This is a genomic window from Bacteroidota bacterium (assembly GCA_016721765.1).
Classification (GTDB): Bacteria; Bacteroidota; Bacteroidia; order UBA4408; family UBA4408; genus UBA4408.
On the sequence record JADKHO010000004.1, the window covers coordinates 204,487 to 226,437 of the forward strand.

Here is a 21,951-nt window from a genome sequence, read left to right on the forward strand (position 1 = left end):
GAAACCCATACTCGAAATACAAAACGTCTCAAAAAAGTTTCGCATCCAACACGAAAAGCAGTCTTATTTAAGTTTGCGCGATTCGTTAACGTCGATATTTAAAAGTAATACTTCAACCAGCGAAGATTTTTATGCATTAAAGAATATAAACTTTGAAGTATTTCCAGGCGAAAGCATTGGTATTATTGGAAGAAATGGTGCCGGAAAATCTACTTTATTAAAAATACTATCTAAAATAACTCCCCCATCCTCCGGTAAAATAATTTCGAGAGGCCGTATTGCCAGCTTGTTGGAGGTAGGAACAGGATTTCATTCAGAGCTTAGCGGACGTGAAAACATTTTTTTGAACGGTTCCATTTTAGGAATGAAGCGCAAAGAAATTCAAGCGAAGTTTGATGAGATTGTTGATTTTAGTGGTACAGAAAAGTTTTTAGATACCCCCTTAAAACATTATTCGAGTGGCATGCAATTGCGCTTGGCCTTTGCTGTTGCTGCTTTTTTAGAACCCGAAATTTTAATTATTGATGAGGTATTGGCAGTTGGCGACGCCGAATTCCAAAAAAAATGCCTCGGCAAAATGGAGGATGTAAGCCGCAACGAAGGTCGCACGCTTTTGTTTGTAAGCCATAACCTTGCGTCTGTTGCGCACCTGTGCAGTAAAGGAATTTTGTTGAATGCCGGAGAAATTGCCTTTACGGGATTGAGTCAGGCAGCGATTGATACCTATTCACGATTATCTCAAAATAGTGGAATTACATCGGTGTTTAAGAAACCCAATCCTGAAGGAAAAACAGTTGAGCTCATCGCTGCAGCACTGTTAGATAAAGAAGGAAAATCAAAAGAGCAATTCGAAATTGACGAAGAAATAACACTTTCCTTTACTTTAAACTGCAACGAAAAACTTCCAAATACATTTGGATATGTGATTGTAAAAAGCCGCCAAGAGGAAGTTTTTATTGAAACTGACACCACCGATTTTTTGCCAAATATCTTCGAATCCATTGTAAATGGCACTTCCTCATTCAAGTTAAAAATTAAGCCCCACGTGCTGCCCCATGGCGAGTATTTGGTGTATCTATCAATAACTTCTTCATTTGCCGTTAATTTTGTGGTGGATCAACCGGGTGATATATTATCCTTTACGGTATTGGATTCAAAAACACAACGCGCACATCGTAGAAATGCAAAAACAAGTCAAATCCTAAAATGGGAACTACAACATGCTAACAAATAAAGCAATCCTCATTACCGGAGGTACCGGCTCACTTGGAAAAGAACTGGTGAAAACAATTTTAGAAAAATGGCCGGAAGTAAAACGACTGGTTATTTTCTCGCGCGACGAGCAAAAACAATTTCAAATGGCACAGGAGTTTCCTGAAAGCAAATACCCTGCATTGCGCTATTTTATTGGTGATGTGCGTGATTTGGAACGTTTAAAACGCGCTTTTACCGGAATTGATTATGTTATTCATACCGCCGCTATGAAACATGTGCACATTGCCGAGTATAATCCGGACGAATGTGTAAAAACCAATATTGGCGGGGCCGATAATGTAATTAAAGCTTCCTTCGACAGCAATGTAAGCAAGGTTGTAGCACTTTCGACCGATAAAGCTTGTGCTCCCATAAATTTGTATGGGGCTACCAAACTTACCTCTGACAAGCTTTTTATCGCTGCCAATAATGTAAAAGGAAAAAAGGAAATTAAATTTTCGGTGGTGCGTTATGGCAACGTGATGGGCTCAAATGGCTCGGTTATTCCCTTTTTTATTAAGAAGAAAAGCGAAGGTGTATTGCCCATCACCGATCCAAATATGACCCGCTTCAACATTACTTTACAGGAAGGGGTAAACATGGTTTTACATGCGCTGGAAACGGCTTGGGGTGGTGAATTATTTGTACCTAAAATTCCTTCTTACAAAATTCTGGATGTTGCGAAAGCAGTGGCTCCCAATTGTGAACACAAAATAACAGGAATACGCCCCGGTGAAAAAATTCACGAAGAAATGATTACCAGTTCCGACTCTTTTAGTACATACGATTTAGGAAAATACTATGTGATTTTACCTCAGGTTCCGTGTTGGAATTTAAACGATTACATTAAAAACTTTTCGGCCAAATTGGTCCCACAAGGATTTACCTACACTTCGAAAGATAATACTGAATGGGAAACAGTGGAAAGTCTGCGTAAGCTTATTACACAGTATGTGGATGCTGATTTTAAAGTTTAAATTTTATTAAACACTGCGCATGCAAAAAGTGGGAATCATAACACAAGCAAGGATGAGCAGTACGCGCTTGCCCGGCAAAGTGTTGATGAAAATTAATGGCAAAACAATTCTCGAATATCACCTCGATCGCTTGCAAGCAAGCACTTATCCGGTTTATATTGCCACCACAACAAATGCTGCGGATGATGTATTGGTTGATTTTGCTCAAACTCATGGCCTACCTTATTACCGCGGGGATGAACAAAATGTGTTGAGCCGATATGTGGAATGTGCAGAGCAAAATAAATTAGATGTTATTGTGCGTGTTACTTCAGATTGTCCTTTATTGGATGGAGCCTTAATTAAAAACGGAGTCGAAACTTTTCTGCAACTCGACAATCCCAATTGTTATATTTCGAATGGTTTGGAAGAAACTTTTCCGCGAGGTTTTGATTTTGAAATATTTTCTTACTCCGCATTAAAAGATGCAGCTATGCATGCTGATACAGTAGCACAGAAAGAACATGTAACTCCTTACCTCATTCAAAATTGTTCCGGTAAAACAATTTTAAATAACATCACTTATAAAAAAAATGCCAGTCATCTGCGTTTAACGCTGGATACGCAAGCAGATTTTGACTTGATTGAAAAATTAATTGTGGAGTATGATGGAGACAATTTGAATTGTGATGAATTGATTTTACTCTTGGAAACCCATCCGGAATTGCAAAAAATAAATGCCCACATTCAACAAAAAACTACCCACGAATGAACGGATTGCGATTCTTATTTCGATGTGATGCGGATGCTACAAGTGGGTTTGGACATATTTCGCGTTGCTTAAATATTGCTCTTGAAATTCTGCAAATGCAACCGCAAGCAAAAATTACTTTTATGGGAAATTACAGTGAATTTGCGCAATCGCTGTTGGTTAAATTTAATTTTGAACGCATCGCATTTAAGTTTACAGAAGCAAACAACAATGAAGTAATTGCACAAGCGCATGCATTTACGCATCTCTTGGTAGACAGCTATTTTATTACACAATCCTTTATTGACAGTGCTTGCAACAAGCAATTTAAATTCATTTTACTGGATGATTTTTGTGCGCATAGCGATTATTCGAGAGTAGATTTGCTATTGAATTTTACTATTCAAGCCCCTACCCTCGATTACAACGCAAAAAAATGTGCTTTAGGAATTTCCTATTTTCCTGTGAAACCCGAGTTAAAAGCAATTCGGGAAATGAAACTTGAAACACCCTCTACAGAAATTAAAAAAATTGCATTTTGTATAAGCGCAATGCCGGATTATTGGCCACTTGAGGCGGAATTGGTTAAAATTGTGGACCGTGCATTTACAGATGTGGAATTGTTGCTGGTGAGCAGTCGAACCGATAGCTTGGAATGGGAAAGTGTAAATTCCAATTCCTTTATGCAACAAAAGCCCGGTTTTGAGATTGAAAAATTGTATGCCAAAAGCGATTTTATAATTTCAGGCGGTGGATTAGTAAAATATGAATGTGCCTATTGTGGGGTGCTAAATGCAACGCTTTCGCTAACCGCAGGTGTTTATGCCGATACACAATTATTTGAAGCTGAAAAACTCACCTTAGATATTGGGACGGCATTTCATTTTGATGCAGATTTTACCTTGGAAAAACTCACTAAAATTAAACTACACCAAGAAAATATTGCTTTTCACGAAGCTTCTAAACGCATTTTCAACACTAATTCCACTGAAAATTTAGTAACCTTAATTTTAACTTGCTAATCCATGGATGAATCTTTAAAAGAACACTATCAAAAACTATTTCAAGAACACGGAAACTCCTCTGCTGCTGTGCAGTATAGCGACAGTGTTTCACAATACAAACGTTTTGAAATACTCGCGGGAATATCAACTGAGATAAACAGTATGATTGACGTGGGTTGTGGCTTGGCACATTTGTATGATTTCATGAAAAGCAAAGGTTACAGCGGAAAATATTTAGGTTTGGACTTTGTTCCTGAATTTATTGAAGCCAATAAAAAAAACTACGCAAGTGATGCCAATGCTGCCTTTCAAGTGTTTGACATTATCAACGATTCCTTTCCGGCCAATTATGAATACATTTTATTAAGTGGCGTGTTCAACAACAAAATGCCGAATAACAAGGAGTTTATGCTGAATGCTATCACTAAAATGTTTGCTGCCAGCACAAAGGGAATTGCATTTAATGCCATGTCCACTTACGTAGATTTTCAGGCGGATAATTTATATTATACCGATCCTTTGGAGGTGTTTGATTTTTGTAAAAGAAATCTCACAAAAAAAGTTACACTGCGCCACGATTATTTAGTGAAAGAAAATAGTATTCCTTTTGAATATGCGATGTATTTATACAAATAATGCTGCGTCAAAAATAAAATGAAAACCATTGTAGTGATGCAGCCCACCTATCTTCCTTGGCTGGGTTATTTTGATTTGATGGATTGTGCGGATGTGTTTGTGTTTTTAGACAATGTGCAAATTGTGCGCAAAACCGCCACCACTTTTGATTGCCGCAACCGGATTAAAACGCCGCAAGGGGAATTGTTTTTAGCCTGTCCGATAAAAAAGGGGGAGCAAAAAGTGAATGAAATTTTATTCAATACTACCTTGCTGGATGACAGTCAAAACTGGAGAGCCAAGCATTTGCGTTCGATAGAAATGAATTATAAAAAAGCGCCACATTTTGAAGATGTGTTTTCGTTTATAAGCCCACTCATTCAAAATAATAGTACAACAGTATCCGATTTAAATTGTGGAATAATTCAAGCCATTGCACCCCAAATTGGGATTAAAACCCAATTTGTAAAAGCTTCTGAATTAGCTGATATCAGTGGAGATAAAGATATTCGTTTAGTAAATATTTGCCAAAAACTGAATGGAACACGCTACCTTTCGCCAAGAGGTGCACATGTGTATATTGAGCAGCACAACCCGGCTGGCGCATTTGCTGATACTGAACTTGATTTAATTTACCAAAATTACATCCCTGCCCCATATCCCCAATTACACGGAACATTTATTCCCTATTTGAGTGTGTTGGATTTGCTCTTTAATGTTGGTTTTGAGGATGCTCTTGAAACGATAAAAAAAGGAAGACAAGCGTTTTTAGTTTCTTCGGATTTTAAATGAGGTGGGTTAGTTAGAACGCGGATGATTAAGATTTGCGCGGATTTGTTCGCGGTTAATTGATTTAGTTTACTAAAACTTAACCTATTTTTTCACCTTCGCTCGCATCCTGCGAGTGATGCTATTAATAGGCATCTTGCCGCAACTAGAACAATTTATAGAATTATTTAATTAGCATAAATAAAACGCTGATGAGCGGATGAGTAAAATTTACGCGGATTTGTTTATGGTTAACTAATTATGAAAATGCTTTTAGTCAAAAATAACTAATGTAAATTGTTCCTGTTTTTATAATCATTTTTCCAATTTAAATATTCCTTTTTATCATTCCAGAACCACGATTTATTTAGTAACCAAGTAGAGTTTGGATTAATAAAACCTTGATCTATTTGATATTTTTTTGAAAAAGTTAAAGCCACTGAATCATAATATGGGATTAATCCGGATGAATAATTATGCTCCCAAGTTAAATCTTTATAATACACTAATTGTACGAGACTTTTGTCCTTTAATCTGTACCACTCTTCTGTTGCAGAAACAGAACCCGCCAAATATGAGCCTCGGATTAAAGTTTTTACTTTTATTGTATCTCCCAAAATTTCGTAAAACCCACAACTTCCAATAGAGCTGGAATAATCTAATTTAACAGAGTCTAATTCATAATAATCGCCATGTATAAACCCTTTATTTTTTTCATAAAGTTTACCTTTTATGCAAAATCCATTTTTAAAAAAAATAAAGCCATTGTATGAGACTTCATTTCCTCTAATAATTGTGTCATTTATTTTTTGATTGTTTATATATCTAAATACCTGAGCTGTGTCTATGTAAGAAGGATTCAGGTAGTGAATTATCCTTACGCAATAAAGGTTTCGTTCTAAGTTCAAATTGCCATCTTTATTAATTGTTTTTTGTCCAAAAGAATTAAATTGTTTTTTTAAATCTTTTGGAATAGGTGTGTACATGCATCCAAAATGAGTACATACGACTAGTGTTAAATAAAAAATGTAATTGGATTTATTACAAGCCCCCATATAAAGATTAAGTATTATTACAGCTATTAGGATAACAAATATCGTTAGAATTGTTGTTATAAAAGTTTGACCACCAATGGGCATGTAGGTGTGGTGCGACCATTTCTATAAAAGTTTTCAATTTGAAAGATGCTTTCGCGACAGGGATGGAACGGCCTGTTTGAGCTCTTTTGCGCCGGCTTTTCGCCAAGCAAAAAGCGAGTAGTGACAGCCCGGTTCAGGCGCCCAAATAGTTGATTAAAGCAAACTTTATCCGATTAAAACGGCTCATCGAAAATCGAAATTCCATCCCAAAAATGTGCTATTTATTTGCTTAATTTGCAGCGCCATTTTTGAGGCTGAAATAGCTTTAATCCTTAGCTAATTTAATGCTATAAGGTGATTGAAAAACGGAATATAAACATGCCCATACTAATTGCTTCCACTAATCCCATTTATACCGAAGGCCTTGTGAAAAGCCTGAAGGAAAGCTTATTGGAAAAAATAGAAGTGATTAGCAAAAAGGAAGAATTGACGCTGGAATATCTTAAACAAGTAAATCCAAGCTTCATTTTTTTTCCGCATTGGTCGCATATTATTCCTGCCGAAGTTTTTGAAAACTATGCCTGCATTGTGTTTCACATGACAGATTTACCTTTTGGCAGAGGGGGTTCGCCGCTTCAAAATTTGATTGTGCGCGGAATTACCGAAACAAAAATTAGTGCGCTAAAAGTGGTGAAAGAACTTGATGCAGGACCTGTGTATTTAAAAGTCCCACTAAGTTTGGAAGGCACTGCCCGCGAAATATTTGAGCGCTGTGTTCCGATTGTGAATGATATGATTTTAAAAATACTACAAGATAAAATTAATCCTCAGGAACAAACGGGTGAAGTGCTGCAATTTAAACGGCGCACACCCGCTGAAAGCAATTTGCAACAGCTCAGTAATACACAAGAAGTGTACGATTACATTCGCATGCTTGATGCAGATGGTTATCCTGCTGCTTATTTGGAAACTGAAAAATTAAAATACGAATTTACCCAAGTGCGCAGAAATGCCGACAATACACTAAACGCCAATGTTAGAATCACTAAAAAATAAACGAATTCTTATTGTGGTTGCCCATCCCGACGATGAATTGCTGGGATTAGGTGCGAGCATGAACTTATTAATTAGCAAATATGGTGTTAAAACCCATGTGGTGATTTTGGGTGAAGGCATTACCTCCCGCTCCGATAAACGAGATAGTAAAAATTGGCAAGCTGAGTTAAAAACACACAAACAAAATATTGCCAAGGCACAGAAAGCAATCGGCTATGGTAGCACCAGCACTTACGACTTTGCCGACAATCGCTTTGACAGCGTGGATTTGCTCGATCTTATTAAAGTGATAGAAAAGGAAAAGCAAGCTTTTAAACCGGAGGTGATTTTTACGCACCACGGCGGCGATTTAAACATTGACCACCAACGCACTTTTGAAGCTGTAATTACGGCTTGCCGCCCGATGGCTGAAGAAGGAGTTAAAACCATTATTACGTTTGAAACACCATCCGGCACTGAATGGCGTGCATCGAGTGATCCCAAAAATTTTATACCGAATTTTTTCATCCGTGTAAGCGAGAAAAATGTAGCGGCCAAAATTAAAGGCATGGAAAGTTATGAATTCGAAAAACGAGCTTTCCCTCACCCCCGCTCACCTGAAGCCTTGCGTATACAAGCACAGCGTTGGGGTGTAGCCATTGGTGCCAACTTTGCCGAAGCATTCACAATTATTAGAACTATTTCCTAAGATTAAGACATGAATTTTTTATCCAATACCAATACAAAATATCCGGGCGCTCCATTTATCATTGCCGAAATGAGCGGTAACCACAATCAATCGCTCGAAAGAGCTTTGCAAATTGTGGATGCAGCAGCTGCATGCGGAGTTAATGCTTTAAAATTGCAAACCTATACTGCCGATACTATGACCCTGAAAGGGGCTTATGTGATTGATGATCCAAAGTCGCTGTGGTATGGAAAAGAGTTGCACGATTTGTACAAAGAAGCCTACACCCCTTGGGAATGGCACAAAGCGATTTTCGACCGTGCGCATGAAAAAGGTATCCTGTGCTTTAGTTCTCCTTTTGATGAAAGCGCTGTAGACTTTTTGGAAAGCCTGAATTGTCCCATTTATAAAATTGCTTCGTTTGAGAATACCGACCATCCTTTGCTTATTAAAGTTGCAAAAACCGGCAAACCAATCATTATGTCGACTGGTGTGGCTCGCTTAGAAGATATTCTTGAATCGGTGGGGATTTTGCGGGCTAATGGCGCAAAAGACATTACTCTTTTAAAGTGTACCAGCACCTATCCATCTACTCCCGAAAATACCAATTTGCTTACTATTCCTATGTTTCAGCAGGTGTTTAACTGCACAGTTGGTTTATCGGATCATACCATGGGTATTGGTGCTTCGGTTGCTGCTGTGGCTTTGGGTGCGAAGGTAATTGAAAAGCATTTTTGTTTGAGCCGTGCCGAAGGTGGCGTAGATTCAGCCTTTTCGCTGGAGCCCGAAGAATTAAAAAGCTTGGTTGTGGAATGTGAGCGTGCCTATTTAGCTTTAGGTACTGTGCAATTTGGGATTCAGGAAGCAGAGAAAAAAAATGTGTTTTACAAGCGCTCCATTTATGTTTCGGAGGATATAAAAGCAGGTGAAGCCATTACAGAGCAAAACACTCGCATTGTGCGCCCCGGCAATGGCATAGAACCAAAATATTATGCCGAATTAAAAAATAAAAAAGTAATTAAAGACATTAAAAAAGGCAGCCCTTTAACTTGGGAATATATTTTTTAAATCCTGTCAAAGCCATACTAATTAATCCTACTACCTAGAATTCTGCTGTTCATGTCCTTGTTTTTAGTAACTGATAACCTTCCTCATTTTCGTGCTTCTGATGCTCCTTTTAAGTTGTATTACCACGATTGTTATATCAAGGAGCAGCAGGGTTTTTTGCAAACAAGTATCGACCAATTTAACTTTACCTCAGCTACAACCATTGAGTTTAAAGCGGCCGGTGCGATGCATGAGGAGCTTGAAAAAGTGTTTCTGAGTTTACCGATTGATTTATTTGTTCCCAATAAATATTTGCTTGGACTCAGTAAACGGGATCAGTTGTACGCTTATTTTTACGACTACTTTAAAAAATATGTATTGCTCAAATATATGTTTTTACTCATGCTGGAGCAATTTGTGGCAGCTTTCGCAAAGGAGATTGACAGCAATCAGCTGCACCTGGAACTGAGTAGCGATTTAAAAATAATTGTTCCTGAACTGGCTAATCGCTTTCCAAACTTTACTGTAAGTTCAAACTTTTACGATAGCAGCATCATTCGAAAATACAATCCACGATTTGCGCGGATAAAGAAATTGGCTTATCCACTGTATGAGACACTTTTTTCACTTAAATCAAAAATAAAGCCGCGCATCAAAAGAGGTAAGTATCATTTCTTGTTGCTTACTTATGATGTTTCTTCGGATGCGCTTTTGCTTCAGCATTTTTTTGAATTGGTAAAAAACAGTTCAGATTTATCCTTGAGCATTGTTCAAATCGCAACCGGTATGGAAGCCAAGTTTAACTATAGTTTCCAGCCTTTTGCTTGCAGCAATATTGAGGTATTTCGCTTTGAGGAATTCCGAAAATATGCGCGTCAGAATAAAAATGAAAGCTTCTTTTCCATGCTCACCGAAAAATTTTCTGTGTTTAAAAGCTTGGACGAAAACCTGCATTTTAAAGGCAGTGAATTGCATTATGAATGGATAAGTAATATGCTCGATAAAACAAATCCAAGCATTTGTTATTACACCAATCAAGCCGAAATGGGCCGTGTTTTAGCGCATGTAGCGCGTCACAAAAACATTCCAAGTGTTTTTGTAGAATACTCTTTTACCTTCGATAGTCCGTTTCTTAAATCAAATATCCCTTTTACTGCCCGCGCCTGCATTAGTGCGCTCACAGCCACGAATTGGAAAAGAAACAACGATCCCTCCCGCTATGAACTTGTTTTGGGCTATTGCAAACATGATTTTTTATCTAAACGCAACCCTGACAAAATCCAATTTTCTGCAGAACATAACATAAATGCAAGTCAAAAAACTGTTTTATTTGCAAGCACATGGTGTTCGGGCAACAAAATATTTGACGATGAAAAAGCGAGCATAATTGATGGACTTTCCAAGACTTGCTATAAGAACAATTGGAATTTAATTGTAAAAAAACATCCGGTTGAAGTTGATTTAATTGCCGATGAGGTGATTAAAAAGAATAATTATCCGAATCAAAAAGTATTTACGAATGAGCAATTGTCGCTCTCGGATGCGGTGTTGCTCGCGGATTTTATGTGTTGTCAGAGTTCCAGTGCCATTTTAGATGCGGTGTATTTTGAAAAGCCCTTTGCGTTTATTTCGCTTACTTCGGGTGAGTCGTTGGCCGATTATTTATTTGCCGATAAGAAAAACAAAATTCATGAGTACCATCGTTTGGAGGAGTTAGAAGCTTTTTTGAATACACTATTTACAAACCCAGAAGCACTTAATGAAACGCTGAAAAACGCAAAAGCATTAAAACGTGAATTACTTTACCTTGCCGATGGAAATGCCTGCGGAAGACTCATCGATTTTTCGATGAAATTAGTGGATAAAGGCAGTTTGGATGCCGAAAGTTTAGTAGCATTGCAAATCGAAACCGTATACTAGGAGCTATGAAGTGCAGCGTTTGTGGGAATACTGAATTTGGCGAAACACTTTCTGTGAAGGAAATGATGTATGGGAAAGATGATTTTTTTACCTACAAAAGTTGCCTTACTTGCGATTCCCTCATTATTGAAAAAATTCCCGAAAATTTAGCTAGTTATTATCCTAACGATTATTATTCATTCACTATAAGTCGCGCCCTGCAGCGCTTTGGAGCAGTTAAGAGTTGGTTAATTAAAGTGCGCGATTTAAATTTTTATAAGGTAAAATCTTCCCTAATTGGAAAATGGTTAATTGCTGTTTTTCCCTTAACTGAAACCGAAATTCAATTTAAAGCCTATCAGTTTGCCTTCAAACAATGGGCAAAAAATGCAAAGAGTAAATTATTGGATGTAGGCAGTGGTAATGGTAATATCGTAAGGTATATGCAATCGGTTGGTTTTAAAGGTATCACAGGTATTGATCCCTTTATAGAGAAGGATATTTATTTGGATGCTGTTCCGGTTATTTTAAAAAAAGATATTTTTGAGTGGAATGAGCCGGTAGATGCAGTGATGATGAACCATTCTTTTGAACACATGTTGCGTCCAAAAGAAATCATCGAAAAAATTGCAAGCATACTAAAGCCAGGCGGTGAATGCATGATACGAGTGCCGGTGCGCGGTGGTGGGTTTGATCGATACAAAGAACATTGGCTTTGTTTTGATGCACCTCGGCACCTCTTTTTAACGACCGAAAAAGGAATTCGTGAATTGATAAAAGGTACTGCCTTGGAATTTGTAAAAGTGGAATATGAAACCCCTCCGTATTACGCCATTGGAAGCGAGTTGATAAAAAAAGGCTATAGCTTTACGCGCATGGAGGATGCAGAAAAATTGCTTTCGAAGGAGGAAATTGAAAATGCGAAGCAATTTACCGATACCATAAACAAAGAAAACAAGGGCGATGCAGCTGCCTATTATTTGAGAAAAAAAGCTTAGTAATGAATAGTGAAATAGAACAATTAAGAGAAGAAATTTTTTGTACCCAGCTCGAATCGAGGATTTTTGCTGCCTATGTGAATTATGGTAAACTGGAACGCTGGATGCCCGGATTTTCGGACCCAACTACAGAGGATAGTCATATTAAACGCTATCAATTTGCAACGCAATTTACTACCCAAAAAAAAGTGCTTGACATGGCATCGGGCTGTGGCAAAGGCTCGCATTACATTGCCACCGAAGGAAAAGCCCTTTCGGTGGATGGAATTGATTTGGATCCTGAAGCCATTCGTTATGCGACACATCGCTTCCCTGCAAGCAATTTAAATTTTAATGTGGGAGATGCCACTGCATTTGTGAAAGAAAATAAGTACGAGGTTATCATCAGTTTTGAAACCATCGAACATTTACCACAGATAAAAACCTATTTGCAAAACATTAATCGTTCACTTAGCCAAGATGGTATTTTTCTTGTGTCCACTCCAATTTCTGCTGTTGAGTTAGATGCAGCTCCTAAAAACCCTTATCATGTGCAAGAATGGGGATTTGAGCGCTTTCAAGCGGAAGTTGCCGAGTACTTAACAATTAAAACCATTTACGTACAATTGTATCCCTTGCAAAATACTTCATTGCTATTTAGAATTGCTTCAAAACTAAAATCCGTAATGGGAATTCCACGACTTGCTGTTTCTAAATTTTCAACTATTTCAGCGTATGAAAAGCAATCGAAAAATTATTTCGAATCCGAATTTGGTAAGCGTCAAAAAGGCTATCAAATTTTAGTGTGCACTAAAAAGTAAAAATTGCTGCATGGTTTCTATTATCCTTGTCAATTATAATACTTACGCGTATACTGAAAAGTGTATTTCGTCGATATACGAGCATACACGCAATACCGCGTTTGAAATTATTGTTGTAAGTAATGGATGCAGCGACCGAAATATTAAAGAACTGTTAGACACGCACCCACTTATTCAACTCATTGAAAACAGCGAGAATCTTGGCTTCGCAAAAGCAAATAACATAGGAATTAAGGCTGCTGGAGGCAAGCATGTATTGTTATTGAACAGTGACACAGAATTAAAAAACAATGCGGTAAATATTGCTCAAAACTGTCTAAATGATCATCCTGATATAGGTGTAGTGAGCGCGCAATTGCAGTACCCCGATGGAAAGCTTCAGCATTGTTGTCAGAGTTTTCCTTCCATCATGGGCGAACTGCTTGAAACAACTCGCTTGTATAAATTATTTGACCGAGATAAAATTGCACGACGGTATTTAAATGCATTTTTAAACTTAAAGGAAAACACTTATTGTGATTGGGTTTGGGGAACATTCTTTATGTTTCGATACGATGATTTAGAATTGCTGGAACAAAAAAAATTGAGTGAACGATTCTTCATGTATGGCGAAGACATGGAATGGTGCTATCAATTTATGCAAATTGGCTTAAAGGCTTACTATTGTGCCGATGCAAAAGTAGTACACCACTTAGGTAAAAGTGATTTTGGGTCAAACTCCAAAAAATTTGAAACCATAATTCGCAATGAAGTGCAATTCATTACAGCTTATAAAGGTGCACGCTATGCCTTTGCAGTGAGAATGCTACGTAGTTTTAAATTTTTACTACAATCGATAAAAGATAAATCCTGCTTCCAGTTTGCAGTATTATACGCTAACACAAAATGAACGAAGCACTCATCACTATAATAATTCCAACAAAAGACAGGCCTGCTGTATTTAACCGAACCATAGCTGCTGCGCTTGCTGCCGCTGAAAAAGCAAATGCCGAAATTATTGTAGTAAACGATTCAAAAACAGCAGAACCTATACTTCCTGAAAATGACGGTAGAATCCGTTTGGTAAACAATCCCAAGAGTGGTGTTGCTGCCGCCCGAAATTTAGGCGAATCCTTGGCAAGAACACCACTCCTACTATTTGTAGATGATGATATTGTTTTTGAGGCAACGCATTTGGAGTACACATTAAACTTCTTAAAACAACAGCCCAATAATTGTTTAAATCTGAATTGGGAATATCCACCCGAATTGATTGCAGCCTGCCAAAAAACTGCATTTGGAAGATTTATGATTGCGAACCAATTGGTAAGTTTAAAAGGCTGGAGAAGAGGTGAACCTTGGTTTGATGAGTTGTTTGAAGTCCCTTCGGGTGCAAGTTGTTTTTTAGGAATTACCCGTTCCAATTTTTTACGCTGTGAAGGCTACAACGAAGCTTTTCCACATTCGGGTTTTGAGGATTTTGAGTTTAATTCGAGGATGAAAAAAAATGGCATCAAAATATTTATAGAACCCAATCAAACTGTGCTTCATAACGAAGTGGATAAATTAGATTTGCGTGTTTGGTTAAAGCGAAACTACCATGGTGCTAACACCATAAGAATTGGATTTGACATGGGATACACGCAGTTTGAAAATAAAACCCGAGGGTTGAAAAAATTCGCATATACCATACTTTCGCCTCTTGAACCCTTTATATTTAGGGCAGTTAATTTAATACCCAATACCAAAATGTTTGATGGTATTAGCTTTAAAGGAATTCATTTACTTTTGGGAATCAATATTTTTAAAGGATATTTTCGAAAATAAAAAAATTCGAATTGGCTTCTTTTAGGCAATAAAAAGGTCAATTATTTTTGACTGGAAAGAAACATTTGTTCATACAACCAGAGCTCAGCTGAGCTTCTATCGGTAAAGAGTTTTGTGGGTTTAATCGGCTTTTCCACTTTCAAATAAAAATTTCCTATTATTTTTTGGGCAATGGATTGTATAACTATTGCCTCGGCAATGGAATAGCGTGAGCCACGGCCACTGGCAATATAATGACGGGAATCGGTATCTACACTTGAACCTAAGCCTGCAATTTTCATTACAGCTACCAAATTTCCGCCACTGAGTTTACCAATGGCATCAATTCCTTCCACCGTTTCTTTAAGGCTAAACATAAAATCGCTTATGGTAGATAGCACCACAATTCCGTCGCTTCGTAGCTCAATTTTGCTGTGCGACAATTGAATGCTGTCGAGAATGGTAATTTTATCACTTGATTGAGACGCTTCACTCATACATAAATGAAAAATTATTACAACAAATTACATCAATTAAAAAATCAATTCCAATTATTAAGAGATTTTTTTTCTAAACTCATCGGCATTTTTATTGCATTAGTTGAAATGATATAAACTTTTTTTGAAATTCTATAACATGCCTTTCGATTCATTCATGAATTTTGAGAATGAACTTCTGATGTTCAAATTAATCGCCTATAACCTTAAATTCTCATCGCATGAAAGCAGATAAAATCAGAGCACTTTCATTTGTGGATAAACATGAAACGTTGGTACTTAGTGGAAACAATTCCCTCTTTGAAATTGCAGCTCGCCTCAATAAAGACGCCGAGAAGCAATTAAATGAAGGTAACTTTGAACGGGCATTTAAAAGTAAAATGATTGCGAAAGAAATTCAAAAGTTAGCGAGTGAGAAACTACAAACGGCACTAAAATAAAAAGCCTGCCAACTGCATTATTCCATTAATCCTCTACCCGTCTTTTTCAACTCTCCATTGGCCTTAAAATCAGCCAAGAGCTTATCTAAAATGCCGTTCACAAAAATCTGGCTTTTGGGAGTGCTGTAATTTTTTGAAAGTTCGATGTATTCGTTTAGGGAAACTTTGGTTGGGATGTTTGAAAAATTCAGAATTTCAGTAATGGCCATTTTCATGAGCAGCACGTCCATCATGGCAATACGCTCCACTTCCCAATTTTGTGTTTTTTCGCCAATTAGTTTTTCATAGGCTTGGTTGTTCAAAACTGTTTTTCGAAACAAATCTACCATGAATGCACGATCGTCTTTCTCATCCTTATATAAAGGCAGCAAAAAACTCTCCTCCGGCTTTGCTTCCTGAATTTGGCGTATGGTTTTAATGGCCATCGAAAAAGCCAAATCAAAATCATCGGTCCAAATAATGCTTTTTTCTTCAAAAAAATAGTTGAGTGGTTCAAAGTCTTCTAAAACAATCTTCACCACCTTGGCCATAAAATCACGGTCTTGAATAAAATTGCTTTCACCCAAACTCATATATTGGCTGTAAAGCTCACTGGCCTTCACTTCCAGAAAAATCTTTTTAATAAGCTCCTGTTCGTTGGCCCAAGAAATTTTATAGGTATTTATTGCCGTTTGAAAGGATTTATTGGCCGCAACTGCTGCACTTAATTTATTTTCGACAAACTTTGTATTGGGATTCAAGTCCTCTTTGGTGGGCAAACGCTTTAATTTTGCATCTTCCAATGTTTTAGCCGCATAATCAGCCAGTTCAGGAACCAAGGAAAGAATAAAAATATAGAGTTCGTAAACCTTATCAATGCTGGCATGCAGTTGCCTCTCCGCCTTTTGCAAATCATTGTTATCTGCCTGAAAAAAGGCGTATAAGGCCTGCATTACTTTAATCCGTAAGTGTCGTCTGTTTAGCATTAAATAAGGAAAAGAACGTGAGTGTAGTACTAATAAGGTATTATTTTGAGCTGGCTATTTTATCTGATATACGCTTTTTAGCCATAATCTTAGCCGCTTCAATGGTAGTGATATTCTCCGCCTTTGCTTTCTTCAAAATTTCGGAGGTTACATCGTATATTTTTTCTGCTTGCGCCAAGGCCTTTTCACGGTTGTATCCATGCAATTCGGAATACACGTTGATTAATCCACCTGCATTAATTAAAAAATCAGGTGCCCAGATGATGCCTCTGTCTTTGCAAATGTTACCGTGTACTACTTCATCCCACAACTGGTTGTTTGCAGCTCCTGCGATGATAGAGCATTTTAATTTTGGTAAGGTCTCGGAGTTAACTGTTCCGCCTAGAGCGCAAGGAGCATAAATGTCCATATCCACGTCGTAAGCTTTATCGGCATCCACAATTGTTGCGCCGGTCTCCGCGCTCAATTCTTTTAATCGCTCTAAGTTAATATCGGTAATACTTACAATTGCATTTTCTTTTTTCAATAAGCGAATCAGGTTTTCACCTACATGACCCACACCTTGCACCATAATTTTTTTACCGCTAAGGCTATCATTTCCCCACATTTCTTTTGCACTGGCTTTCATCCCCATGTAAACCCCTAGAGCAGTAACCGGAGAGGGATCTCCACCTCCACCCATCGTTTCGGGCAAACCGGTAACATAATTGGTTTCCATTTTCACGTATTCCATGTCTTTGGTACCAATTCCAACATCTTCAGCAGTAATATATTTCCCGCCAAGACTATTTACAAACTGGCCGAATTTGCGCATTAACGCTTCATTTTTCATGGTTTTAGAATCACCAATAATAACAGCCTTTCCACCACCCAAATCCAAACCCGAAATAGCTGCTTTATAAGTCATCCCGCGTGAAAGGCGCAGCACATCTGTTAGCGCTTGCTCTTCATTTTCGTAAGCCCACATACGTGTTCCGCCCAAGGCAGGTCCAAGTACAGTATTGTGAATGGCAATAATTGCCTTTAATCCGGTAGCATTATCATTGCAAAAAACTACTTGCTCATGATTGTGAATTGACATTTGTGATAGAACCATTTTTTTTTCGGTATTTGTTTCAACTATAGGGTTTGTTAAAGCCATGACTGAAGGGTGTTTTGGTTAGATTTTATTTCTCTGATTTGTATGGAGAAAATGCCCTGCTTTATTCTGTTTTTTTTATTAAGACGGCACAAAAGTAGGTTTATTTTTTAATGCCACAAATGTTTCCTCGATAATGTAATTTAGTTAAGCTTAAAAGAGACTTAACTGCATCGTTTGCATGCCCTTTATTTTTATATTTTTTTGGATTGCGCCCTTGGCTACTATTTCAAACACCTCTGATTCTTGGAACCGAGAAGCGATTTCTACTTGCGTAGAACCGGCATGCTTTATAAATAAATTTCGAACCAATTCTATTTCATTGTTTTCTTGTGATAAGTGAGAAAGCAATAAATGACTAATATTTGCCGGGCGATGTTTAATAAATAATTCTAATGCTTGTGCATTCGATAAGTGGCCGGCTTTTCCCGCAATTCGCTTTTTTAAATGAAGCGGATAATGTCCGCTCTCGAGCATTTGCTCATCATAATTAGCTTCCAAAAATGCAGCATTACAGCTCGAAAAATGGCTAATCACATTTTTGCAGGCATGCCCAATATCTGTAATTACCGCCACTCGTGTTCCTTTATGTGTTATGGTAAAGCTATATGGATCGGCTGCATCGTGGTGTTTGCTGAATGGATGTATGCTTAAGTTTCCAATAGAAATAGGCACATCTTCTTCAAAATCCTGAATCAAATGTTCCTTTATTTTTAAGTTGGAATTTCCTAAAGTACGGTTACTAATATAAACAGGTATATCATGCTTTTTCGATAACACTTCAACACCTTTTATGTGATCCGTGTGCTCGTGCGAAATAAAAATGGCCTTTATACGATCTAGCTGCAACCCCAAGCGATTCAAGCGAAGTTCCGTTTCTTTACAATTTAATCCTACATCAATTAAAACTGCCTCCTCGTGATTGCCTACATAGTAGCAATTGCCATTACTTCCCGAATTAAGTGAACTTATAAAAAGCGACATATTTTGCAAAGAAAAGAAATATTAAGCTGATATTTTTTAATATATTCGTTTGTTAATTTATACTTACGTTTAATTAAATATGAGAAATAAACGCTGCCCCAAAAATGCTAACATTATGACCTTAAAGGCTTGCCAATTGCTGCTTACAGGAGTATTACTACTATGTAATCAAATTATAAAAGCGCAAAATTATCCGAGCTTTACTGCTCAGGTTTTTGATAGCACTTCAAGTGGTTATTATTTTACATCGGTCAATAAATTTGGGAGCCCAACTTATCCACAAACTCAATTTATTTTAGATGGACAAGGGAATGTGGTATTTTACAATTCTGTTTTTTCATCGGATTATAAAATACAAGACAATGGAATGATTTCATATAGTAACGCAAGTAAATTTTACCTCCTTGACAGTACCTTCATGAAACGCGATTCGGTGCGTTGTAAAAATGGGATACAGCACGATGGTCATGATTTGCAGATTTTACCGAACGGCCATTATTTGCTGTTGGGAATGGAAAATGTAACCATGGATTTAAGCGGGTACAATTTATTTAGTGGGAATGGAAGCCCGGGAAGTACTACTGCAAACGTTAAAGCCGGAGTTATTCAAGAGCAGGATGCAACTAAACAAGTAGTATTTGAGTGGCATGCCAAAGATCATTTTTCCTTTGCTGATGTGGATGTGGCCCGTTTGTTTGGTCCGGCCAATGTGGATTGGACACATTGCAATGCCGTGGAATTGGATACCGATGGCAATTTACTTCTCTCTTCCCGTCATTTTAATGAAATCACAAAAATCAACCGTAACACCGGCGCGGTGATGTGGCGATTGGGTGGCAATGCCAATCAATTTACCTTTATTAATGATTCGCTCAAATTTGCCGGACAACACGATATTCGACGCTTAGCAAATGGGAACATTAGTCTTTTCGATAATGGTAAAAATGGAGTTCCAATGCATCCGGCTGCAGCAAAAGAGTATCAAATAGATGAACAAAATTTAACAGCTACATTGGTATGGAGTTATGTGAATAACCCTTTAACCAATAGTACAGCAATGGGAAATGCGCAACGTTTGGTCAATGGTAACACGTTAGTTAATTATGGCAATGTAGTAGATGGCGATGTTGTATTTAATTTGGTGAAACCTTCGGGTGCAAAAGTTTTTGAGCTTCGATTCGACGATTCTCTGGCGGCATACCGCTCCTATGCTTACCCTTCGCTTCCATGGAATTTAAATCGTCCGGTTATTACTTGTGCGCAAAACGGTGCCAATTATTATTTAGATGCCGGTAGCGGGCATGCCTCTTATATCTGGAATACCGGTGCAACTACCCAACAAATTCAAGTAACTGATACCGGTAAATATTGGGTTTTTGTGCCAAAAGGAGTGGGTGGCTTTATCAGTTCTGAAGCAGTTACTGTTAGTAATCTGGTGAATCCTTGCGGCACGCTAACCGGAATTGCAAATGTGGAACCTATCCATCCATTCGAATTGATACCTAATCCTGTGCAAGATAAACTCACGCTTCAGTTCACCAACACGCATGCCTTGGCCGACAAGGTTTTTATTTATAATTCGAATGGCGATTGCGTGGCTGCAACACATACCGATGTTGCAAATGAGCTAAGTTTAGATGTATCAACCTACAAACCGGGTGTATATTGTATCCGTTACAAGGAATTCAGTAAAAAATGGATTAAATTGTAAAACTGCAACAGCGTAAATGTTTCGATCTAAATGAAAAAGCTTTGTATAATTCGTCATGCAAAAACAGAAGTGCAGCAACAAGGTCAACTCGATTTTGACCGAAAGCTTGCAAAAAGGGCCTATGAAGACGTACCCCAAATTGCTCATTTGCTAAAAGACAAAAAAATTTCGCCCGATTTAATCTTAAGTAGTCCGGCTATGCGTGCTATTAGTACAGCACACCTATTTTCGGAAAAGTTGCATTATCCGGAGCACAAAATTGAACAAAACTCTTTAATCTATAATGCTTCTGTAAGTACTCTACTAAAAGTGATTCAAGGTATTTCTGATGATTACAAAACAGTGTTTTTAGTTGGGCATAACCCGGGAATGACATTGCTAGCCAACTTGTTGTGTATGCCTCCAATTTTACATATTCCTACTTCGGGTGCGGTTTATATTGATCTGCAAACCAAGCATTGGTCGCATGTGAAAGCCCTTTGCGGGAAGCAGGAGTTTTTTATTCACCCGCATTGATTAGCTGATGAGTTGATTAGCTGATTAGCTTATTAGCAGATTAGCAGATTAGCTAATTTGTTGCATTTTGTATCCCCCGCTGGCGGGGGTAGGGGGTGGAATGGAACGCTTTTCTGTTGATTAGCTTATTGGATAGATTTTGTGATAATCACCTCTATGTGAACCTATGTTAGCTATGCTTCTATGTGTTTAAAAGAATCTGATTTTAACCGAAAATTAGCTTATTGAACGCTGATTTGTTATGATGATTATGATTTTTATAGGATAGTTTTATGGAAGGTGGATTTGGACGAATCAGTATTTTGATTTTGTTTGGGTTTTGTGAATTTACCGCTTATTCACAAAAATTAGTTTCGGGCGAATATGGCAATGGATTGAAGTTAGGATTCGATTCAGTGCAAAACAAACTTAGCGGTTACTATGAAAATTATTCGGGTTGGGACGAATTAACCAAAACCCCGCGCTTTGCATGTAACTTTTATTTTGAGTCCATCCTTGCAGGGGATAGCCTTGAAATAAACACCTATTATCCTGGCGAAAAAATAAGCGATCTAATTAAAGGAACACTTAAAATAAATAGCTACAACTTACTGTCTATCAAATTACAAGAAGAACATGGTGGTTGCTGGAATGTGCAGCATTTTGCCGATGCGCCGATAATCTTTGAATTAGAAAAAAAGCAGGATTGGATTCAAATCCGTTATGTGGAAACTCCTAAAACTTATTTTTATTCTGCCGCATCCGATAATAAAAAAACAAAAGCTTACCTGGTAAAAAATGATGTTGTTTGTATTCAACGCATCGAAGGCGATTGGGGCTATGGCACTTATTATGGGGATAAAAAAATAAGTAAAGGCTGGATTCGGCTTAGTGATTTGAATTTACTTTAAGCTAATCGATTAGCTATATTAATTTCTCAGCCCTCTGCGTCCTTTGCACCTTCTCCGCGAACACTGCGGTAAAAAACGATAGCAATTTTCAATTATTATAAGTTTAAATGCAAAAAATTACCCTAGTGGTA

23 protein-coding genes are annotated in these 21,951 nt (G+C 37.7%); 18 read left to right on the forward strand and 5 right to left on the reverse strand.

The window, feature by feature from the left end; genetic code table 11:
- Positions 1-7 precede the first annotated feature (7 nt).
- The 6 genes from IPP32_14920 to IPP32_14945 are packed head-to-tail and all read left to right on the forward strand — an operon-like array spanning position 8 to position 5,372.
- Positions 8-1,234: an ABC transporter ATP-binding protein gene (locus IPP32_14920; protein ID MBL0049376.1), complete on the forward strand. Its 1,227-nt coding sequence runs from the start codon at positions 8-10 to the stop codon at positions 1,232-1,234.
- On the forward strand, positions 1,221-2,231 hold the full coding sequence (gene pseB / locus IPP32_14925; protein MBL0049377.1) for a UDP-N-acetylglucosamine 4,6-dehydratase (inverting): 1,011 nt from the start codon (positions 1,221-1,223) through the stop codon (positions 2,229-2,231). The genes IPP32_14920 and pseB overlap by 14 nt, the downstream gene beginning before the upstream one ends.
- Positions 2,232-2,250: 19 nt before the next feature.
- On the forward strand, positions 2,251-2,982 hold the full coding sequence (locus IPP32_14930; GenBank protein MBL0049378.1) for a glycosyltransferase family protein: 732 nt from the start codon (positions 2,251-2,253) through the stop codon (positions 2,980-2,982).
- On the forward strand, positions 2,979-3,983 hold the full coding sequence (locus tag IPP32_14935; protein MBL0049379.1) for a hypothetical protein: 1,005 nt from the start codon (positions 2,979-2,981) through the stop codon (positions 3,981-3,983). The genes IPP32_14930 and IPP32_14935 overlap by 4 nt, the downstream gene beginning before the upstream one ends.
- 3 nt (positions 3,984-3,986) lie before the next feature.
- On the forward strand, positions 3,987-4,601 hold the full coding sequence (locus tag IPP32_14940; protein MBL0049380.1) for a class I SAM-dependent methyltransferase: 615 nt from the start codon (positions 3,987-3,989) through the stop codon (positions 4,599-4,601).
- Between the two features lie 18 nt (positions 4,602-4,619).
- Entirely contained in the window at positions 4,620-5,372 is a 753-nt protein-coding gene (locus IPP32_14945) for a WbqC family protein (GenBank protein ID MBL0049381.1), read from the forward strand.
- A gap of 263 nt (positions 5,373-5,635) precedes the next feature.
- Here the strand turns inward: IPP32_14945 and IPP32_14950 are convergent, their stop codons facing one another.
- Positions 5,636-6,334 carry a hypothetical protein gene (locus IPP32_14950; GenBank protein ID MBL0049382.1) on the reverse strand — a complete coding sequence of 233 codons (699 nt, stop codon included), beginning with the start codon at positions 6,332-6,334 and terminating at the stop codon, positions 5,636-5,638.
- Between the two features lie 471 nt (positions 6,335-6,805).
- Between IPP32_14950 and IPP32_14955 the strand changes: the two genes are divergently transcribed.
- Genes IPP32_14955 through IPP32_14990 form a run of 8 tightly spaced genes read left to right on the forward strand, consistent with a single transcriptional unit; the run spans position 6,806 to position 14,700 of the window.
- The gene (locus IPP32_14955) at positions 6,806-7,483 is read left to right on the forward strand and encodes a methionyl-tRNA formyltransferase (GenBank protein MBL0049383.1); all 678 of its coding nucleotides are present in this window, start codon (positions 6,806-6,808) and stop codon (positions 7,481-7,483) included.
- Positions 7,461-8,171, forward strand: coding sequence for a PIG-L family deacetylase (locus tag IPP32_14960; GenBank protein ID MBL0049384.1), 711 nt, complete (start codon positions 7,461-7,463; stop codon positions 8,169-8,171). The genes IPP32_14955 and IPP32_14960 overlap by 23 nt, the downstream gene beginning before the upstream one ends.
- A gap of 9 nt (positions 8,172-8,180) precedes the next feature.
- A complete protein-coding gene (pseI, locus tag IPP32_14965; GenBank protein ID MBL0049385.1) occupies positions 8,181-9,218 on the forward strand; it encodes a pseudaminic acid synthase in 1,038 nt (345 codons plus the stop codon).
- 51 nt (positions 9,219-9,269) lie between these two features.
- The gene (locus tag IPP32_14970) at positions 9,270-11,117 is read left to right on the forward strand and encodes a CDP-glycerol glycerophosphotransferase family protein (protein MBL0049386.1); all 1,848 of its coding nucleotides are present in this window, start codon (positions 9,270-9,272) and stop codon (positions 11,115-11,117) included.
- 5 nt (positions 11,118-11,122) lie between these two features.
- Complete coding sequence (locus IPP32_14975) at positions 11,123-12,094, forward strand: class I SAM-dependent methyltransferase (GenBank protein MBL0049387.1); 972 nt, start codon at positions 11,123-11,125, stop codon at positions 12,092-12,094.
- Between the two features lie 2 nt (positions 12,095-12,096).
- Positions 12,097-12,894 carry a class I SAM-dependent methyltransferase gene (locus IPP32_14980; protein ID MBL0049388.1) on the forward strand — a complete coding sequence of 266 codons (798 nt, stop codon included), beginning with the start codon at positions 12,097-12,099 and terminating at the stop codon, positions 12,892-12,894.
- A gap of 10 nt (positions 12,895-12,904) precedes the next feature.
- A complete protein-coding gene (locus IPP32_14985; protein MBL0049389.1) occupies positions 12,905-13,783 on the forward strand; it encodes a glycosyltransferase family 2 protein in 879 nt (292 codons plus the stop codon).
- Positions 13,780-14,700, forward strand: a complete 921-nt coding sequence (locus tag IPP32_14990; GenBank protein MBL0049390.1) for a glycosyltransferase — start codon at positions 13,780-13,782, stop codon at positions 14,698-14,700. The genes IPP32_14985 and IPP32_14990 overlap by 4 nt, the downstream gene beginning before the upstream one ends.
- Positions 14,701-14,741: 41 nt before the next feature.
- Here the strand turns inward: IPP32_14990 and IPP32_14995 are convergent, their stop codons facing one another.
- On the reverse strand, positions 14,742-15,176 hold the full coding sequence (locus IPP32_14995; protein MBL0049391.1) for a hypothetical protein: 435 nt from the start codon (positions 15,174-15,176) through the stop codon (positions 14,742-14,744).
- Positions 15,177-15,397: 221 nt separating this feature from the next.
- On the opposite strand from IPP32_14995, the gene IPP32_15000 reads away from it, so the two are divergent.
- The gene (locus tag IPP32_15000) at positions 15,398-15,616 is read left to right on the forward strand and encodes a hypothetical protein (protein ID MBL0049392.1); all 219 of its coding nucleotides are present in this window, start codon (positions 15,398-15,400) and stop codon (positions 15,614-15,616) included.
- A gap of 17 nt (positions 15,617-15,633) precedes the next feature.
- Here the strand turns inward: IPP32_15000 and nusB are convergent, their stop codons facing one another.
- The 3 genes from nusB to IPP32_15015 form a co-directional block, all read right to left on the reverse strand.
- The gene (gene nusB / locus IPP32_15005) at positions 15,634-16,548 is read right to left on the reverse strand and encodes a transcription antitermination factor NusB (protein ID MBL0049393.1); all 915 of its coding nucleotides are present in this window, start codon (positions 16,546-16,548) and stop codon (positions 15,634-15,636) included.
- A gap of 73 nt (positions 16,549-16,621) precedes the next feature.
- Positions 16,622-17,677, reverse strand: coding sequence for a Glu/Leu/Phe/Val dehydrogenase (locus IPP32_15010; GenBank protein MBL0049394.1), 1,056 nt, complete (start codon positions 17,675-17,677; stop codon positions 16,622-16,624).
- Between the two features lie 195 nt (positions 17,678-17,872).
- Entirely contained in the window at positions 17,873-18,703 is an 831-nt protein-coding gene (locus tag IPP32_15015) for an MBL fold metallo-hydrolase (protein ID MBL0049395.1), read from the reverse strand.
- A gap of 79 nt (positions 18,704-18,782) precedes the next feature.
- Between IPP32_15015 and IPP32_15020 the strand changes: the two genes are divergently transcribed.
- From IPP32_15020 to IPP32_15030, 3 genes are all read left to right on the forward strand, one after another.
- A complete protein-coding gene (locus tag IPP32_15020; protein MBL0049396.1) occupies positions 18,783-20,414 on the forward strand; it encodes an aryl-sulfate sulfotransferase in 1,632 nt (543 codons plus the stop codon).
- 30 nt (positions 20,415-20,444) lie between these two features.
- A complete protein-coding gene (locus tag IPP32_15025; protein MBL0049397.1) occupies positions 20,445-20,930 on the forward strand; it encodes a histidine phosphatase family protein in 486 nt (161 codons plus the stop codon).
- 272 nt (positions 20,931-21,202) lie between these two features.
- Positions 21,203-21,820 (forward strand): hypothetical protein, encoded by a 618-nt coding sequence (locus tag IPP32_15030; GenBank protein ID MBL0049398.1) that lies wholly within the window; start codon positions 21,203-21,205, stop codon positions 21,818-21,820.
- The last annotated feature ends 131 nt before the right edge of the window (positions 21,821-21,951 follow it).

Excerpts from the sequence above, each read along its gene's own strand:
- pseB (MBL0049377.1), top strand. The coding sequence starts at position 1,221 with ATGCTAACAAATAAAGCAATCCTCATTACCGGAGGTACCGGCTCACTT.
- IPP32_14930 (MBL0049378.1), top strand. The coding sequence starts at position 2,251 with ATGCAAAAAGTGGGAATCATAACACAAGCAAGGATGAGCAGTACGCGC.
- IPP32_14935 (MBL0049379.1), top strand. The coding sequence starts at position 2,979 with ATGAACGGATTGCGATTCTTATTTCGATGTGATGCGGATGCTACAAGT.
- IPP32_14940 (MBL0049380.1), top strand. The coding sequence starts at position 3,987 with ATGGATGAATCTTTAAAAGAACACTATCAAAAACTATTTCAAGAACAC.
- IPP32_14945 (MBL0049381.1), top strand. The coding sequence starts at position 4,620 with ATGAAAACCATTGTAGTGATGCAGCCCACCTATCTTCCTTGGCTGGGT.
- IPP32_14950 (MBL0049382.1), bottom strand. The coding sequence starts at position 6,334 with ATGTACACACCTATTCCAAAAGATTTAAAAAAACAATTTAATTCTTTT.
- IPP32_14955 (MBL0049383.1), top strand. The coding sequence starts at position 6,806 with ATGCCCATACTAATTGCTTCCACTAATCCCATTTATACCGAAGGCCTT.
- IPP32_14960 (MBL0049384.1), top strand. The coding sequence starts at position 7,461 with ATGTTAGAATCACTAAAAAATAAACGAATTCTTATTGTGGTTGCCCAT.
- pseI (MBL0049385.1), top strand. The coding sequence starts at position 8,181 with ATGAATTTTTTATCCAATACCAATACAAAATATCCGGGCGCTCCATTT.
- IPP32_14970 (MBL0049386.1), top strand. The coding sequence starts at position 9,270 with ATGTCCTTGTTTTTAGTAACTGATAACCTTCCTCATTTTCGTGCTTCT.
- IPP32_14975 (MBL0049387.1), top strand. The coding sequence starts at position 11,123 with ATGAAGTGCAGCGTTTGTGGGAATACTGAATTTGGCGAAACACTTTCT.
- IPP32_14980 (MBL0049388.1), top strand. The coding sequence starts at position 12,097 with ATGAATAGTGAAATAGAACAATTAAGAGAAGAAATTTTTTGTACCCAG.
- IPP32_14985 (MBL0049389.1), top strand. The coding sequence starts at position 12,905 with ATGGTTTCTATTATCCTTGTCAATTATAATACTTACGCGTATACTGAA.
- IPP32_14990 (MBL0049390.1), top strand. The coding sequence starts at position 13,780 with ATGAACGAAGCACTCATCACTATAATAATTCCAACAAAAGACAGGCCT.
- IPP32_14995 (MBL0049391.1), bottom strand. The coding sequence starts at position 15,176 with ATGAGTGAAGCGTCTCAATCAAGTGATAAAATTACCATTCTCGACAGC.
- IPP32_15000 (MBL0049392.1), top strand. The coding sequence starts at position 15,398 with ATGAAAGCAGATAAAATCAGAGCACTTTCATTTGTGGATAAACATGAA.
- nusB (MBL0049393.1), bottom strand. The coding sequence starts at position 16,548 with ATGCAGGCCTTATACGCCTTTTTTCAGGCAGATAACAATGATTTGCAA.
- IPP32_15010 (MBL0049394.1), bottom strand. The coding sequence starts at position 17,677 with ATGGTTCTATCACAAATGTCAATTCACAATCATGAGCAAGTAGTTTTT.
- IPP32_15015 (MBL0049395.1), bottom strand. The coding sequence starts at position 18,703 with ATGTCGCTTTTTATAAGTTCACTTAATTCGGGAAGTAATGGCAATTGC.
- IPP32_15020 (MBL0049396.1), top strand. The coding sequence starts at position 18,783 with ATGAGAAATAAACGCTGCCCCAAAAATGCTAACATTATGACCTTAAAG.
- IPP32_15025 (MBL0049397.1), top strand. The coding sequence starts at position 20,445 with ATGAAAAAGCTTTGTATAATTCGTCATGCAAAAACAGAAGTGCAGCAA.
- IPP32_15030 (MBL0049398.1), top strand. The coding sequence starts at position 21,203 with ATGGAAGGTGGATTTGGACGAATCAGTATTTTGATTTTGTTTGGGTTT.